Genomic DNA, 14,856 nt, shown 5'->3' on the forward strand with positions numbered 1-14,856 from the left:
CTCATATCCGTCGACCGGTCGAATACCTTGGCGTTTGCACCTGGCGAACAGAGGGGCGCGCGAATGGCTCAGACCAAGAAAATGCTGGATCCCGATCCACGCATCTATGACTTCGAGACCGAGTACGAGTTGGGGCAGGACAATGTCCGGCCGTTCGGTCTTGATATTCACAACCCGGTTTTTCTGATTTCCAGCATCCTGATCTTTGCGTTCGTCCTGATCGCATTGGCCAATCAGGAGGCTGCGGCGACCTTCTTCGGATGGCTCCGGCCCTGGCTGACCAGCACGTTTGACTGGTTCCTGGTGCTTTCGGTCGACGCCATTACCCTGTTCTGTCTGGTGCTGATCGTTTTGCCTGTCGGCAAGGTCAGGATCGGCGGCAAGGATGCCAAGCCCGATTATTCCTATGCCGGATGGATTGCGATGATGTTCGCCGCCGGTATCGGCATCGGGCTGCTGTTCTTCGGCGTCATGGAGCCAGTCTACTACAACTTCGCAGAAGGCGGAAATGCCGTGCCTCTGGGCATCGATATCGCGGTGCCGGGCAATGAGTATGCCGGTATCGTTGGCACCATCCACCACTGGGGCCTTGAAGGCTGGGCGGTTTATGCTGCCGTGGGCCTGAGCCTTGCGATCTTCGCTTATAACCTGGACCTGCCGCTGACCCTGCGGTCGGCTTTCTACCCGATCCTGGGCGAGCGGGTCTGGGGCTGGTGGGGCCACCTCATCGACACGCTGGCGGTGTTTGCCACACTGTTCGGTCTGACCACCTCGTTGGGTCTGGGCGCGCAGCAGGTTGCGGCTGGTCTGAATGAGGTGTTCGGCATCGAACCCAGCCCCACAGTCACCGTCCTGCTGATCATCGGGATCACGCTGATCGCGCTGGGCTCGGTCTTGATGGGTATGGACGCTGGTGTCAAACGGCTGAGCGAGATCAACATGATCATGGCCGTGGGCCTGTTCATCTTCGTGATCGTCGTCACCGGCGTCGGCACGGCCATTGCGCGGTATTTCAACGTCATGGTGGATTACGTGACGCACTTACCGGCCTTGTCCAACCCGTTCGGGCGCGAGGATACCAGTTACTTCCACGGCTGGACGACCTTCTACTGGGCCTGGTGGATCGCGTGGTCGCCCTTTGTGGGCATGTTCATCGCCCGCATCTCCAAGGGTCGTACGGTGCGTGAGTTTATCCTCTGCGCGCTGCTGGCCCCGACTGCTGTCTGCGCGCTGTGGATGTCGACCTTTGGCGGTGCCGCCATCGACATGCTGAACGCAGGCGGAGCCGAGGGTGTTCGCGCCACGGTGATCGACAGCTACGCCCCCGAAGGCGCGCTGTTCGGCTTCCTGAAAGAGCTGCCGCTTTACAGCATCGTGGCCCCCATTGCGCTGGTCCTGATCGTGGTGTTCTTTGTCACCTCGTCGGATTCCGGTTCGCTGGTGATCGACACGATCACCGCAGGCGGCAAGATGGACGCGCCGGTGATCCAGCGGGTGTTCTGGTGCACGCTGGAAGGCCTGGTGGCCATCGCCCTGCTGCTGGGCGGAGGCCTGTCGGCTCTACAGGGCGCGGCGGTGTCAACCGGCATCCCGTTCACGCTGGTGGTTCTGATCATGTGCTACTGCCTGTGGTTGGCGCTGAAATCTGAGAAGGCGAAGATGTAAGCAACGTCTTTGAACATTAGGGAAACGCCCACCCATGCGGTGGGCGTTTTTTGTTCGGCGGTTTTGCAGCGAAACTCTGCGCACGTAGCAAGGTGTCAGACAAATCCTGACGCCCATGACGCCACCGAAAAACCGATCATCGTGACCAGGCAGAACAAAAACGCGACGATACCCATTGACCGGACAGGTTTTTCGCTGACCGGCAGCACGTATTGAAGCGTGGAAATCAGTTTGGCGCTTCGGGATAGCACTCTGATCACCAAAGTCCCGAGCGCTGCAGCCCACAGCCACATGCTGGAAACGTAAGACGAAAGCAGAATGATGGCGATGAAAACGCCGATCTGATTTTGAAGAACCGATGGTACTTCGGCGAAATTATGTTGGTTCAGCGCATCGAGAATGCCGCGCAGGTAAACCGGATCGAAGGAAAGCACCGCAAAAGCGGCCAGTCCGAATATGATCAGGTACGAGAAATATGAGGCCAAGAAATCGACGATGATCGCGATCAGGACCGGTAATTTCCCGGCGGCTACCTTCCCAATAATGAACCGGGTGCAAAACAGCGACAGGTAGTCGATGACCGGATTGATGATCAGGAAAAACGTCAAAACTCCGCCAATGCCGATCACGTTCAGCTCGACGTCCGAGGCAAAGTAGCGTTCCTCGGTGACAAAGAAGTACAGGTAGCAAAAGGCAAAGGTCAGCCAGGACACCAGGCAGGACGCAAGGAAACATCGCAGGGTCCAGTGCCGCGGACCGAACACTCGGACGAACAGACCCATGACCGCCGTGCCCACCGGGCTGTTTGCCTTGGGGGCCTTCAGGCGCAGCAGCCATTCGGAAATGTCGGCTCGGAACGCGGGCGAGACCGCATCGTCGCCTTTCCAGAACACTGACAAGATAATCACGATCAGTGACGAGGCGCCCAGAAGTTCCAGAATTTCATGGCCGAGCACCGTTCTTTGCCCTCATCAATCACATGCGAGAAATCGGATAATTTATGAGGCGCAATTTGCGCCATGCGAGTCAAGGCCTCTTCCGGTTTGTAGCCGGTTGCCGTTTTGGAGTTTTCCCAGAGCTTGGTGGAGGAAGTGCCTCATCTGCTGCGTCCGATGGCGCAGGAGCGTGTTGGCCCAAACCAGTCACGTTTTGCTTCCCAGGGGTTCGTCAGTTCAACTCATCTGGCGCGAGAACGAAAAGCCTTGGGGGCCAAAAATCCAGATGAACGGCTTCGCCATCAAGACGGAACGACTCAATCGGGACCCAGTTTTCGCGTGGCCTGAGAAGCAGAGTCCCCAACACGCGGCGCCCATCCAGCCACGTTGTTAACGTGTTGCAACACCCCAGGTAAGAGGGTTGCGGAACCGTGTCATCCGGACCGGCAAGATTGGCGGTGTATTTCACCTCAAGTGAATTGTCGCGACCGCCCTGAACAAAAGACAATCTGGTTTCGCGCAGTTTTCCGATGCCAAGTTCACCGGTAATCGTCACAACGCCGTTTTGCGGCAAGAAATGCTGCCGAAAACTGCATCCTGTTATGTCAATCCGCATGTGCACCGCGACTAACTTGTTTGCGCGTGCTGCGTCAGCCTGTGTGGATAACAAATTTTCGGCGGCATATGCTTTGACGGACAGTTTGCTATATCTGCTGAGGTCGATGTTTTTGACAAGATGCATCGGGCGAAAGTGCTTTGGGCAAATGTCCTGCTCACCGACCCCCTTGGCAGGTTTCAAGGTCGCGGTAACGTAGTTCATCTGGCGGGAGTCCAAGTTCCAGCCCCGCGCCGATGCTGTTTCGTGCGAAGCGGACATGAGGCCAACGCCGAGTATAACAAGGGCCGCAAGACGGCAGAATCGCTGGCGTGTTATCATGGCCGCACCGCTGAACCCGTGACCAGGATGTTGCCATAAAAACCCGCGTTTACCAAAATCTGCCCTTCGCCCTTCTTCAGATCGAACGGCGCGTCTGGCAGCTTCAGGCTTAGGTGAAGTTCTCCCATCACGTTGTCCGGCTGGTTGGCGTAGCCAAAACCGTTCAAGGGTACGAATTGCCGCCCGTTCGTCGTTGTCCAGTTTCGACTACTGTATTGCATCGACAGGACCTCACGCTCATCAGGGCCAAACGATCGTTGGATATCGGCAGCGAAGTTTCCGATTTGACCGAAAAGGTTAAAGTCACCTTTGACGAATTCGGGAAAGCCTGCATGATCGCAGAAGAACAGCGTTGCACGCAGTTTCATATCGGCAAGCTCGGCTTGTTCTTCCTTCTTGTAAAACTTCTGTACAAACCGTGCGGGTGAGTCACGCGTGCCTTGGTTCTGCTGAACTTGCCCTCCACGCCGTACAACGATCTTCTTGGTCGAGCTTTCCGATTTCAGGAAGGCGGACAGGTAGGGACCATTTGTTGTCAGATCGTGGTTCAGCTCGATCTTGGCGGGCACAGCAGGCGCGACACAGTCAAACGGAGCGTCAGTTGTGATGGGCGTCAATGGCGCCGATATCCGGTCTAAATGCAAACTGATGCGTGCGTCTGCGGCCTCGGCAGGGACGGCGGAACTGGCTGCGAATGTAAGTAAAGCGACGCGAGCAAGGCGTTTGGCAAATAGCATCTTCATATCGGCGAAGACGTAGGACTCAACTAAGGCAATAGTTTGACATCAACCTTACGTCTTATGGCGGAGTTTAGTTTTTGAGATGGGCGGAACCTCGGTTGCGGTGAATTTCCGCACAAAAACCGTCTCAAACGAAAAACACCCGCTGAAACAGCGGGTGTTTGATCTGTACAAATTGTACAAGCCGGATCGTGAAAGCCCGAGCGAAAATCTCGCTTAGCGGCGGATGCCCAGCTTTTTGATCAGGTCCTGATAGCGCGCTTCTTCCTTGCCTTTCAGGTAGTCCAGCAGCTTACGACGCTGGGCGACCATTTTCAGCAGACCGCGACGACCGTGGTTGTCTTTTTTGTGGGTCTTGAAGTGCTCGGTCAGGGTGGTGATGCGCGAGGTCAGGATGGCAACCTGGACTTCAGGCGAACCGGTGTCGCCCTCTTTGGTTGCGAATTCTTTCATGACACGTGCTTTTTCAGCGGCAGTGATCGACATCGGGGTCTCCTTGTAAAAGGTTAAGGTTGATGGCGCAGGCCGGGATGTCGTCCAGCACAGGCCCATGGAGAAAACCGCACCGATTCCGATGCGGATGGGCGCGTATAGGCGCTTTTGGCGGGAATGGCAAAGGGATTCTGCGGGGTCAGCCCACCTGTCCGAATTGCGCCAGCTGCGCCTCGGTGATCAGTTGGATATCGCCCGCCGCAATCCCCTCGGCCCCGAACAGGTTGGCCACCCTCTGACCGTCGATCAGAACATGGGTCAGGTTGGGGTTTTCTGCGTCGGTCTCGATCTGAATCTCAGGGTCGTCCTGATCTTCCCATGTCACCAGCAGCTTGTCCTGCCCGGGTTGAAACCCCATAACCGTGACCTCTTCCTGCTGCTCGTCCAGCACGATCTCATCCGCGCCTTGGCCGCCATCCACGACATCGCCGCCACCGGCCAGAATCGTGTCGTCCCCCGCGCCGCCGTTCAGGAAATCGGTCTCGTCATCCTCGTTCCCATGTAGCAAGTCGTCACCGTCGCCACCAAACAAAGTATCCTCGCCTGCACCGCCGGACAGGGTGTCATCGCCAAAGCCGCCCTGCAGCGCGTCTTCGCCCTCACCCCCCGTCAGAGTGTCATCATCCGCCCCGCCATAGAGCGCATCGTCGCCGTCACCGCCGTTCAGATGATCCTCGCCGAAATGGCCGTAGAGGGTATCGTCGCCCTCCTCCCCCGCAAGAGCATCATCGCCCGCGTCGCCATGCAGAACGTCATCACCCTGCCCGCCAGAGATTGCATCCGCCCCACTGCCCCCGTGCAGCACGTCGTCCCCGCCGTTGCCAGCGATGAAGTCGTCGCCCCCGAAGCCGTTGATCTGATCGACACCGTCCTGCCCGGTCAGTACATCCGCCCCGTCGCTGCCGGCAATGACCAGATCGCCTTCGAATTCCGACAGGATCGTCCCGGTTGATACTTCAGTGGCATCCGGGTCTGCAGGTTCGTCGACATTTTCGCCGATATCCAGATATTCGCCCTCGGTCACCGGGACATCGGTTTCACCTTCTGGTGTGTCGTCATCGGTGTCTTCTTCTGAAACGAACACGTCGCTCATCGCGTATGCCGCGCCGCCTATGGCGGCCAGTCCAAGCAATCCGGCCAGAAACATGGGAACCCTCCGAAAGCGTGCTGCCTCGGTGGGAAATATCCCATGCGATCAAGCCTTTGGTCAAAGCCAGGTTGAGTCTGTGGTTAACCCTTTGTCACCACGGTTCGGGCTGTTGGGTATAGGCGATATAGAGCGGGTGCTTCGGGTGCCCGTCCTTGGTCAGCCCAAGATGAAACAGCGGCTGGCCGGTGTCGCGCAGCAGGGTTTCCACCGCCGGGCCTCGGTCCAGATGCGCGCCATGGGTGCCCCAGGCGGCGATGACCTGATCGGCCCATTTCACGCCCTCCAGAATAGCGGCGTCATTCGCAGGCCCCACCGGATCGGCAGCGGCGCGCATCTTGCGCGGGTCGGTGTCGCGCCAGGCAAATATGTTGGTCACCTGAAACGCCCCGAAACCCAGCGCTCGCGCGCGGCGTTCACAGCGCTCGACCGTGGGGTCGTTCTGCACCTCGGTCGCGGTCGAGGGGTTGAGCATCACAAACAGCGCCTTGCGCCCGTCGGGGTCCCAGATGCGGGTCAGGCTGTAGCGGTAGTGCTCGCAATCGGAATACACGGCGGTCGAGGGCGCGTCGCCCTTGGTATGCGTTCGGGTGATCATGGTCCGGGTTTGTCCGGTTTCGGACCCGTTGACAAGGGCCGATGTCCGGCTGGCAGAAATGTGCTAGGTTGCCTGCATTTGAACACGCATTGGGGGGCTTTTCATGACTTTCGAAACACTCGATCCGGCGGATTGGGAGCAGACGCGCAAACTGGCGCATCAGATGCTGGACATGGCGCTGGATCACACGCGGGATGTGCGTGACCGACCGATCTGGCAGGACATGCCGCAGGACGTGCGCGCCAGCTTTGAAACTCCCGCGCCGCAGCAGGGCCTGCCGCTGGGCGATGTTCTGGACGACGTCAATGCCCGTGTGATGGCCTATCCGATGGGCAATATCCATCCCCGGTTCTGGGCGTGGTACATGGGCGCGGGCAATTTCACCGGCGCGATGGCGGATTTTCTGGCGGCCGTGCAAGGCTCGAACCTGGGCGGGGGCAACCACGCGGCGGCGCTGGTAGACCGGCAGGTGGTTGACTGGCTGCGTGAAATGATCGGGCTGCCCGAGGGCGCAAGCGGAACGCTGACCAGCGGCGGCAGCGTTGCCAACATGATCGGGTTGACCGTTGCGCGCAATGTGCAGTCCGGGATCGACATGCGGCACGATGGCGTGGCCGCGATGGATCGGCCCATGCGCTATTACGGGTCAGAACAGATGCACAGCTGCCACCAGAAATCGCTTGAGACGATTGGCCTTGGCAATGCCGCCCTGCGCCGGGTGCCCACGCGGGACGATCTGACGATGGATCTGGAGGCTCTGGCCCGGATGGTCGCGCAGGACCGCCAAGACGGCCTGAACTCCGCCTGCGTCATCGCCACTGCCGGAACCGTGAATACCGGGGCGGTGGATGACCTGACCGCAATCGGTGACTTCTGCCGGAAGGAGGGCCTCTGGTTCCACGTTGACGGCTGTATCGGCGCGCTGATCGCGATTGCGCCTGACAATGGCTGGCGCGTCGCCGGAATCGATCGGGCGGATTCCGTGGCGCTGGACCCGCATAAATGGCTGCACGCCCCGTTCGAGGTCGGCTGTGCCCTTGTCCGCGATCATGATGCGCATCACGGGACATTTACGCTGACGCCGGAATATCTGGAACCACAGTCGCGGGGCGTTGCCGGGGCCGCGTTTCTGCACGACTACGGTATCCAGACCACGCGCGGGTTCCGGGCGCTGAAGGTCTGGATGTCCCTGCGCGAACATGGGGTGCAGAAATTCGGCAGGCTCATCGATCAGGACATCGAAAAGGCGCAGTATCTGACGGGTCTGATCGAGGCGCAGGACAATCTGACGCTGATGTTTCCGACCTCGATTAACATCGTCTGTTTCCGCTACGATCCCGGTGGGCTAAGCGATGACGCCCTGCGCGAGATCAACACTGAAATCATGTTGCACCTGCAGGAGGAAGGCACCGCCGTCGTGTCCGACACCACCGTGCGCGGCTCTCATTGCTTGCGCGTTGCGGTCAACAACCACCGCACCCGGACCGAGGATTTGGACTTGCTGGTGTCCGAAATTCTAAGGCTAGGGCGCGCATTGCGGCTCGCGGCCTGAGGTCCGGGTCAGTTCGGTTCCACAAAGACCCTGCTGGGATGTAGCACGCCGGATTTGTAGATGCCGACTGCGACCGCCTTACCGTCCAGCGAGGCCCAGGCCTCATCGCCATATTCCACGTCCGACGCCAGCACCATGCCCGGATTGCCGTTGCGCAGGCGGGTGGCCCCTTCGGGGGTGCATTTCAACTCGGGCAGGTCGGCGAGGCCTGTTTCTAAGGGGTGCAGATACTCATCCAGCGCCGTGGTCTTGGCCATCTCGTCGATTTGCTCGATGCTCAGCCCATCTTCGGCCTCGAACGGGCCGGACCAGATGCGGCGGAGTTCTTTGACATGGCCATGACAGCCCAGCGCCGCACCCAGATCGCGCGCGATGGACCGCACATAGCCGCCCTTGCCGCAGGTCATCTCCAGCACCACGTGATCGGCGTCGGGGCGGTCGACAAGGATCAATTCCTCGACCCATAGGGGCCGGGCTGACAGTTCAACATCCTCGCCATCGCGGGCCAGTTTATAGGCGCGCTGGCCGTCGATTTTCACGGCGGAGAACTTGGGCGGGACCTGCATGATGTCGCCCAGAAACGGGGACAGAGCCTGTTTGATATCCTCATCTGTCGGGCGCGTATCGCTGGACGCAATCACCTCGCCCTCGGCATCGTCGGTGTTTGTGGCCTGTCCCAGACGCACGGTGAAGGTGTAGGCCTTCAAGGCGTCGGTGATATAGGGAACCGTCTTGGTCGCCTCACCCAACGCCACCGCCAGAACACCGGTTGCCTCGGGGTCCAACGTGCCCGCGTGGCCTGCCTTCTTCGCGTCCATCGCCCAGCGCACCTTGTTCACCACGGCGGTCGAAGTCATGCCCGCAGGCTTGTCCACCACCAGCCAACCCGAGATATCGCGGCCCTTGCGTTTGCGTCCCATAGTTCACCCAGACTCCAGTTAAGGCGCGCGGCCTAACGGATCGCCTCAGCCCTGTCAATTTGCAGGGGCGTCTTCGACCACACCCACAATCGGCCCCAGTGAGAACCCGATATCCGACCGGTTGCCCGCGCGGTCGTAGAGGCGCGAGATATTGCCGTCAAAGAACAGCGCGTTCGGCGTCTGCAGCACATCGCGGAACAGCAGGCCGAATTCGTGGAAGGTGACGTAGTCGTCCGAGATCGCAAAGACCACCCGCGTCCCATCATCGCTGGTGCCCACCCCGTTGCGCACGAAAAGCGAGGTCGAATCGGGCAGGAACCGGGGGTGCAGCTCTCCGTCGATGACCAGCATGGGGCCGGATTGGGTGGCGAAACGGCAATCGGGGGCTTGGTCGACATAATCCAGCGTCTCGAACACATCCGCCCGACCCTCGCGGATACAGAACACGCCGTTCGGCAGCAGGCCGAAATTGCCAGGGCCGGGGTTCGAGATGACGCGCATCTGTTCCTGACCGTTCTCGACATAGTGGCCGACGGGCGAGCGGTCGTCGTGATACATGCCCGCATTCATCGCAAAGGCCAGACGTTTGCCCTGTGCGGCCAGCACTTCGTTGACCGAGGAAAAATGCCCCAGCACATCGCCATCCGCATCGTTCAGAAACAGGCGCAGGTCTTCGGACGCGTCCGCCTTGCAGACGGTATACCGCTTGTCCCCATGGGTGACCTTCTCGCAGGTCACCGCGCCAGCCTGCGCAGCCCACAGGACCGCGCCCAACGTTGCAAGCGTGCGGATCACTCGTCCAGATCGCGGCGCACCGCGTCCTGTTCGAACATGCGGCGGGTGTCGTCCAGACGGTCGAACGTGTCATCCAGCCGGAAGCGCAGATCGGGCGAGAATTTCAGGTTCAGCTTCTTGCCGATCACGCGCCGCAGCTCTCCCTTGTTGCGGGCCAGCAGTTCGATCACATCCTCCTGCCCCTTGCCGCCCAAGGGCAGCACGTAGGCGGTGGCGATCTTCAGATCGGGCGAGGTGCGCACCTCACCTACAGTGATCGACATGCGGTTCAGGTCGGGGTCGTGGACATCTCCGCGCGCCAGAACCTCGGACAGGGTGCGGCGGATCAGTTCGCCGACACGCAGTTGCCGTTGGGACGGGCCGGGGCCATCGTGGAATTTGTTCTTTGCCATAATCCCCGATCTAAGCGCAAAGCGGGGCTTTGCCAAGCGGGCGCGAACCGGGTAGGAGGCTTTGAGCCGACTGCAAAAAAGGAACACAGCAATGACCCATATTCCGGGGATCGTCATCACAGGGGCTTCGGGCCGCATGGGTCAGATGCTGATCAAAACCGTCACCGACAGCGATCAGGCGCGTCTGGTCGGCGTTGTTGAACGCGCGGGCCATGACTGGATCGGTCAGGATGTGGGTACGGCCATGGGCGGCCCCGCGCTGGGCGTTACGGTCACGGATGATCCTTTGGAGGCCTTCGCACAGGCGCAGGCGGTGATCGACTTCACCGCGCCCGAGGCGACGCTGGAATTCGCCGCGCTGGCGGCGCAAGCCCGCTGCGTGCATGTAATCGGCACCACCGGCATGACGGACGAACAGATCGCCGCGCTTGAACCCGCCGCGCGCCATGCGGTGATCGTGCGGGCGGGCAACATGAGCCTCGGCGTCAACCTGCTGGTGCAACTGACCAAAAAGGTGGCCGCCGCGTTGGACGAAGATTTCGACATCGAAGTGATCGAAGGCCACCACCACCACAAGGTCGACGCGCCCTCGGGCACCGCGCTGATGCTGGGCGAAGCCGCCGCTGAAGGGCGCGGGGTCAATCTGGCAGACGTGTCCGACCGCGCTCGCGACGGCATCACCGGCGCGCGGCAGCGCGGCCATATCGGCTTCCACGCCATCCGTGGCGGAGACATCGTGGGCGAGCACGACGTCCTGTTCGCCGCGCCCGGAGAACGCATCGTCCTGCGCCACCTGGCCACCGACCGCGCCATCTTTGCCCGCGGCGCGCTGAAAGCGGCGCTGTGGGGGCAGGGCAAGGCTCCGGGTCAGTATGATATGGTGGATGTGCTGGGGTTGTAGGCGCTGCAGTTAGAAGTAAGTGCGTACAAGAGCGTAGGCAAAAACATAAACAAAGAACACGGCGACCCAAAAGAGCACTGCTACAAAAAGCGATGCGAAACTTAGCGCGAAAAAAAGAAAATAATTGGCATTGGGGACGATCCGTATGCCATTGGACACATTTAAGTCGTGGCATCTTTCATGCATGAAAAATTGGTTGGCCACCCCATAGGCGTTCAGAACTAGCCGCCTGCGGGATGGCGGTGAGCCTCGAGTTCTGATCCAGTACTCAGTAAACTCATCTTTGAAGTTGAAGACTGGAAAAACCGATGCCAGCAGAATCGTGGCGACACGAGCCGTGAAACAGAGCACAAGTAACAATCCAAACAAAATTAAAAATAAGTTCAGCAAAGCCATATCTGTTTAACCCTCGCAAACATACAACTCACATTAGCGAAACGCTGCCAACCCCGGCGGCTTCGCGCCGTCCTGCTCGACCTGCGCGAACAGTGCGCCCAGCCTCTGATCCCATGTGGGGAACTGCCCCGTCAGCGCATAGGTCAGTCGTTCGGCCCCAATGGAAATGCCCAAGGGCGCGACTTCGCCGCCGATGATGATCTCTCCGATCTCGGTCCAGTTGGCGGATGGCGGATAGGCGGTGGGGGCGGGTTCGGTCCCATCGCTGACACGGTAATAGACACCCATCGTGACCAGATAATCCGCGCCGAACGGGTCGGGAAAGAAATAGCCCGAGGCGTCGCGGGCGGCCAGCGCTTCGGCTTCATCGCGAAGCAGGACCTTTTCGGCGAAGGGCAGGTTCAAATCGTCCAGAACGGGGCGCATATCATCGGCCTGCGGGACGCTGACAAAGGCAAGGCGCGCTGGGTCGAGGCCGAAATCCTGCGTCAGCAGGCGTACCATAAGCTGCGTTGTCTCTCGGCCCGAGATCGCTCCGCCGGGATGGCAGCCGACCTCGTGAAACAGAGGCAGGATATCGGGGCGGGTTTTCTCGTCGACATCGCCGACACGAGCCAGAGGTTGGATGATGAACGCATTCGTCGGCAGAGCGTCCTGATCAAAATCGTGCCGCAAGCCGCCGTTGTAACCCGCATCCCCGGTGGCGATGGGCAGAGGCTGAGATTCGGCGAAGCCAAGCGCAACATAGGCCGCGCGCAGGCGATCAAGCGTGTCGGCAAATTGCGCCTCGAACGCATCATTCTGGCCGGTTGCGCCAAGGGCAAATCGCGGCAGCACCGCGCTTGCGGTGGCCGCGGTTCCCAGTTGCACCAGTTTGCGTCGGTTCAATGCCATCTTTGCCTCCGTTGCACACGCTCAAGCAGAGCATCGCAGAAGTTTGCGGCAAAGGTTAAGGGAATCTGAAAACACGCCCCGCAGGGCGTGTCCTTACAGGTCCCTGACCTTGTCCGCGCGCAACGGACAGGCGAGGTAGACGCCGAATTCCTTGCCGATATCGGCGCTGACCCGGGCATGCACCGCACCCTGACGATCAAGGAACCGCTGGGTGTCTTCGACCGGGAAAATCCCCTCGTGCCAGATGCCGGGATGGATGTAGAGACCTTTGGAGCCGTCGCACCAGAAGGCGACCACCTTGTCGGGCGTCAGGTTGTCACCGGGCAGGGCAGCGGGGATGATGAAGGGCTTGTTGTCCAGCGGCCAGAACATCTGACCGCCATCGGGGTGGTAATTCATGTGCCACAGCAGGACCTGATCGCGCGGCGCGGTTTGCCGGTCTGCCTGCGCCTGTTGCGGGTCGGTGGACCAGCCCAAAACATAGTGGCCGCCGACCGCGTCGTTCCTGCCATAGAGCACATCGCCCTTCCATTCGCCGTGAAAGGTGCCTTCGACCCAGCCGCCTTCGTCGCCGGTGCCCTCGTCGATGGGCCGCCAGCCCTGTTGGGGCCAGCGGGCGATCTCGATCTCGAAGCCTTCGGGGTCATCGACCAGACAGCCATAGCCTTTGACAGAGGTGTCCGTGGCCCGGATCAGCGGCACCTCGTGCCAAGGCAACGAGGGTTTGGTGCTGGCTTCAAAGATATATTCGGGGGCGTTCATGCGACCTCCATATGTTTGTCGACCATGCGCTGCACCATCGGCGCGAAATGGGCGAAATCGGGGGTGTCCATATCGGCGCGCTTGCCTGCCTCATCGAGATATCGCACCTGAATGATCTCTTTCAGGTTCGGATTGGCTTCAAACGCAGCGACTTCCTCGGCGCTCATCGGGCCGCCCTGCAATTCAAGCGTATGGACCGAGGCGGCGGACAGGCGGTTGAAATACTCGGGCTTTGTGGCGCAGAGATAGCGCTTGGCCGCCACATGATAGCGGCAGCAATCGGTGATAACCGAGGGGAAGAACTGCTCCAGTACTTCGGCCCCTGCATCCTCGTGATGGCGGTCCTCGGTGTCGTCGGGATGGTAGGTGCCGAATTCCGAGGTGAAATGGCCGATGTCATGCAGCAGCGCGCCGACGATGATTTCCTCGGGCATGCCGTTCTGTTCGGCGATGGTGGCACCCTGCAGCATATGTTCGGCCATGGTGACGGGTTCGCCCAGATATTCCTCACCGCCCCGGCGGTCGAAGATATCGCCGATGAAGGCCACGATGTTGTCGCGGGTCAGGGTTGAGAAATCGGGTTTCATTCCGCCGCCTCCGGTTGCGTCATCTCCATCGCCGCCAGCGTCGACAGCAGCCCGTCTTTGTCAGCATAACACCCCTGCAGCCAGCGAGAGCCTGAGCCCGAGTACCCAAGACGGGCATGCAGCACGCGGGTGTTGTCCACGATGAAGCTCTCACCCGGTTCCAGTTTGAAGGACACGCCCATGGCCGGGTCATCGATGATCTCGGCCAACTGGCGATAGGCGGCGTAATAGGCCTGCATCTTGTCGAACGGGATGTCGACCAGCGGCGCGGTCGAGCGATTGTTGAAGCGGATACCGATCAACTCTCCATCCGGCGACAGTTCGATCATCGGGCGGCGTGACCGCAGGCAGACCCCGTCCGAGCCCTTGTATTCGAACCGGGCCGGATAGCCCGCCAGCAGGGCGAAACCGTCGGGGTTTTGATCGCGCAGCGTCTCGGCGGCGCGGAACCCGTCGACCACGATGGACTCGCCACCCTCGGCGCTGTTTTCGAGGCAATAGAGGATTTGCAACGTCGGCACCGGATCGCGGTAGGGGTTGTCGGTATGCGCCTGCAAACCCAGCCCGGTATAGGCGAGGTTAGTCGGGTTCACCTCGGTCCGCACCTCGAAATAGGGGCCATAGTTGGTCTCGCGGACATAGCCGAACAGGTCGGCCACCCGCAGCAGCGATTCCGGTTCGGTCGGGCCGCCCGTCAGCTTGGCAAAACCGTATTCGACAACTGCGGCCAGCCAGTTGCGCTTGGCGGCGGGATCGGCGTGGACCTGCGCCCAGTCGCCGCTTGGGGCGTCAATGCCCTGCGCCCATGTGGTGATGCCGGGGGCGATGCGCCCCAATTCGGTGCCATGGTCGCGGTCATAGCTGTGCGCGGCCAGCCAGTCGGCGGGGAAGGTGACGGTCTTGTCTTCGGGCTGGAAGGTGACGCTCAGTTCGCCGTTCAGAACTTCGGCGGCGCTGATCGCGGTATCGGCGGGGATGTCGCCGATGGTGATCAGACGTTGCCCATTACCCGGCGCGCGGGTCTCAGGATCCAGCGCGTTGTCGCGCAGCCAGATGGCGTGAAAGCGGGAACGTGTGCCATCGGCGAATTCAACGGTGACGACGGACGGATCGAAGGTGGCGGAGCGCAGCATGGTCTCTCCT

17 protein-coding genes are annotated in these 14,856 nt (G+C 60.5%); 3 read left to right on the plus strand and 14 right to left on the minus strand.

All coding sequences use genetic code 11. The features are described 5' to 3' along the window. The first annotated feature begins 63 nt into the window (after positions 1 to 63). Complete coding sequence (locus ACR0NJ_RS03280; RefSeq protein WP_480815701.1) at positions 64 to 1,665, plus strand: BCCT family transporter; 1,602 nt, start codon at positions 64 to 66, stop codon at positions 1,663 to 1,665. A 95-nt stretch (positions 1,666 to 1,760) separates the two neighbouring features. On the opposite strand, the gene ACR0NJ_RS03285 is transcribed toward ACR0NJ_RS03280, so the two are convergent. The 6 genes from ACR0NJ_RS03285 to ACR0NJ_RS03310 all read right to left on the minus strand — a co-directional run bounded on the left by ACR0NJ_RS03285 (position 1,761) and on the right by ACR0NJ_RS03310 (position 6,514). After that, positions 1,761 to 2,621 carry a hypothetical protein gene (locus tag ACR0NJ_RS03285; protein ID WP_480815702.1) on the minus strand — a complete coding sequence of 287 codons (861 nt, stop codon included), beginning with the start codon at positions 2,619 to 2,621 and terminating at the stop codon, positions 1,761 to 1,763. 211 nt (positions 2,622 to 2,832) lie between these two features. Next, on the minus strand, positions 2,833 to 3,420 hold the full coding sequence (locus ACR0NJ_RS03290; protein WP_480815703.1) for a hypothetical protein: 588 nt from the start codon (positions 3,418 to 3,420) through the stop codon (positions 2,833 to 2,835). A gap of 113 nt (positions 3,421 to 3,533) precedes the next feature. Beyond that, positions 3,534 to 4,274 carry a hypothetical protein gene (locus ACR0NJ_RS03295; RefSeq protein ID WP_480815704.1) on the minus strand — a complete coding sequence of 247 codons (741 nt, stop codon included), beginning with the start codon at positions 4,272 to 4,274 and terminating at the stop codon, positions 3,534 to 3,536. A gap of 219 nt (positions 4,275 to 4,493) precedes the next feature. Next, a complete protein-coding gene (rpsO, locus tag ACR0NJ_RS03300; RefSeq protein ID WP_039528663.1) occupies positions 4,494 to 4,763 on the minus strand; it encodes a 30S ribosomal protein S15 in 270 nt (89 codons plus the stop codon). A gap of 145 nt (positions 4,764 to 4,908) precedes the next feature. Beyond that, positions 4,909 to 5,916, minus strand: coding sequence for a calcium-binding protein (locus ACR0NJ_RS03305; RefSeq protein ID WP_480815705.1), 1,008 nt, complete (start codon positions 5,914 to 5,916; stop codon positions 4,909 to 4,911). Between the two features lie 94 nt (positions 5,917 to 6,010). Next, a complete protein-coding gene (locus tag ACR0NJ_RS03310; protein WP_480815706.1) occupies positions 6,011 to 6,514 on the minus strand; it encodes a DUF1643 domain-containing protein in 504 nt (167 codons plus the stop codon). A gap of 103 nt (positions 6,515 to 6,617) precedes the next feature. Between ACR0NJ_RS03310 and ACR0NJ_RS03315 the strand changes: the two genes are divergently transcribed. Further along, complete coding sequence (locus ACR0NJ_RS03315; RefSeq protein ID WP_480815707.1) at positions 6,618 to 8,066, plus strand: pyridoxal phosphate-dependent decarboxylase family protein; 1,449 nt, start codon at positions 6,618 to 6,620, stop codon at positions 8,064 to 8,066. An 8-nt stretch (positions 8,067 to 8,074) separates the two neighbouring features. Here the strand turns inward: ACR0NJ_RS03315 and truB are convergent, their stop codons facing one another. The 3 genes from truB to rbfA are packed head-to-tail and all read right to left on the minus strand — an operon-like array spanning position 8,075 to position 10,173. Further along, positions 8,075 to 8,986 carry a tRNA pseudouridine(55) synthase TruB gene (gene truB / locus ACR0NJ_RS03320; RefSeq protein ID WP_480815708.1) on the minus strand — a complete coding sequence of 304 codons (912 nt, stop codon included), beginning with the start codon at positions 8,984 to 8,986 and terminating at the stop codon, positions 8,075 to 8,077. A gap of 54 nt (positions 8,987 to 9,040) precedes the next feature. Beyond that, a complete protein-coding gene (locus ACR0NJ_RS03325) occupies positions 9,041 to 9,781 on the minus strand; it encodes a phosphodiester glycosidase family protein (RefSeq protein ID WP_480815709.1) in 741 nt (246 codons plus the stop codon). Then, positions 9,778 to 10,173: a 30S ribosome-binding factor RbfA gene (rbfA, locus tag ACR0NJ_RS03330; RefSeq protein ID WP_170453633.1), complete on the minus strand. Its 396-nt coding sequence runs from the start codon at positions 10,171 to 10,173 to the stop codon at positions 9,778 to 9,780. The genes ACR0NJ_RS03325 and rbfA overlap by 4 nt, the downstream gene beginning before the upstream one ends. A gap of 91 nt (positions 10,174 to 10,264) precedes the next feature. On the opposite strand from rbfA, the gene dapB reads away from it, so the two are divergent. After that, on the plus strand, positions 10,265 to 11,074 hold the full coding sequence (dapB, locus tag ACR0NJ_RS03335; protein ID WP_480815710.1) for a 4-hydroxy-tetrahydrodipicolinate reductase: 810 nt from the start codon (positions 10,265 to 10,267) through the stop codon (positions 11,072 to 11,074). Positions 11,075 to 11,083: 9 nt separating this feature from the next. On the opposite strand, the gene ACR0NJ_RS03340 is transcribed toward dapB, so the two are convergent. The 5 genes from ACR0NJ_RS03340 to tmpA form a co-directional block, all read right to left on the minus strand. Further along, positions 11,084 to 11,470 (minus strand): hypothetical protein, encoded by a 387-nt coding sequence (locus ACR0NJ_RS03340; RefSeq protein ID WP_480815711.1) that lies wholly within the window; start codon positions 11,468 to 11,470, stop codon positions 11,084 to 11,086. Between the two features lie 33 nt (positions 11,471 to 11,503). Then, entirely contained in the window at positions 11,504 to 12,364 is an 861-nt protein-coding gene (locus ACR0NJ_RS03345; protein WP_480815712.1) for a hypothetical protein, read from the minus strand. A 93-nt stretch (positions 12,365 to 12,457) separates the two neighbouring features. Then, positions 12,458 to 13,126 (minus strand): ureidoglycolate lyase, encoded by a 669-nt coding sequence (locus ACR0NJ_RS03350; RefSeq protein WP_480815713.1) that lies wholly within the window; start codon positions 13,124 to 13,126, stop codon positions 12,458 to 12,460. After that, a complete protein-coding gene (gene tmpB, locus ACR0NJ_RS03355; protein ID WP_480815714.1) occupies positions 13,123 to 13,713 on the minus strand; it encodes a (R)-1-hydroxy-2-trimethylaminoethylphosphonate oxygenase in 591 nt (196 codons plus the stop codon). The genes ACR0NJ_RS03350 and tmpB overlap by 4 nt, the downstream gene beginning before the upstream one ends. Then, entirely contained in the window at positions 13,710 to 14,846 is a 1,137-nt protein-coding gene (tmpA, locus tag ACR0NJ_RS03360; RefSeq protein WP_480815715.1) for a 2-trimethylaminoethylphosphonate dioxygenase, read from the minus strand. Before tmpA ends, tmpB begins: the two co-directional genes overlap by 4 nt. Positions 14,847 to 14,856: the final 10 nt, after the last annotated feature.

This window comes from Ruegeria sp. F11 (genome assembly GCF_056533855.1).

Coding starts and splice junctions, on each gene's coding strand:
- ACR0NJ_RS03340 (WP_480815711.1), bottom strand. CDS start 11,470: ATGGCTTTGCTGAACTTATTTTTAATTTTGTTTGGATTGTTACTTGTG.
- tmpB (WP_480815714.1), bottom strand. CDS start 13,713: ATGAAACCCGATTTCTCAACCCTGACCCGCGACAACATCGTGGCCTTC.
- ACR0NJ_RS03310 (WP_480815706.1), bottom strand. CDS start 6,514: ATGATCACCCGAACGCATACCAAGGGCGACGCGCCCTCGACCGCCGTG.
- ACR0NJ_RS03305 (WP_480815705.1), bottom strand. CDS start 5,916: ATGTTTCTGGCCGGATTGCTTGGACTGGCCGCCATAGGCGGCGCGGCA.
- tmpA (WP_480815715.1), bottom strand. CDS start 14,846: ATGCTGCGCTCCGCCACCTTCGATCCGTCCGTCGTCACCGTTGAATTC.
- rpsO (WP_039528663.1), bottom strand. CDS start 4,763: ATGTCGATCACTGCCGCTGAAAAAGCACGTGTCATGAAAGAATTCGCA.
- dapB (WP_480815710.1), top strand. CDS start 10,265: ATGACCCATATTCCGGGGATCGTCATCACAGGGGCTTCGGGCCGCATG.
- ACR0NJ_RS03280 (WP_480815701.1), top strand. CDS start 64: ATGGCTCAGACCAAGAAAATGCTGGATCCCGATCCACGCATCTATGAC.
- truB (WP_480815708.1), bottom strand. CDS start 8,986: ATGGGACGCAAACGCAAGGGCCGCGATATCTCGGGTTGGCTGGTGGTG.
- ACR0NJ_RS03345 (WP_480815712.1), bottom strand. CDS start 12,364: ATGGCATTGAACCGACGCAAACTGGTGCAACTGGGAACCGCGGCCACC.
- rbfA (WP_170453633.1), bottom strand. CDS start 10,173: ATGGCAAAGAACAAATTCCACGATGGCCCCGGCCCGTCCCAACGGCAA.
- ACR0NJ_RS03290 (WP_480815703.1), bottom strand. CDS start 3,420: ATGAACTACGTTACCGCGACCTTGAAACCTGCCAAGGGGGTCGGTGAG.
- ACR0NJ_RS03295 (WP_480815704.1), bottom strand. CDS start 4,274: ATGCTATTTGCCAAACGCCTTGCTCGCGTCGCTTTACTTACATTCGCA.
- ACR0NJ_RS03350 (WP_480815713.1), bottom strand. CDS start 13,126: ATGAACGCCCCCGAATATATCTTTGAAGCCAGCACCAAACCCTCGTTG.
- ACR0NJ_RS03315 (WP_480815707.1), top strand. CDS start 6,618: ATGACTTTCGAAACACTCGATCCGGCGGATTGGGAGCAGACGCGCAAA.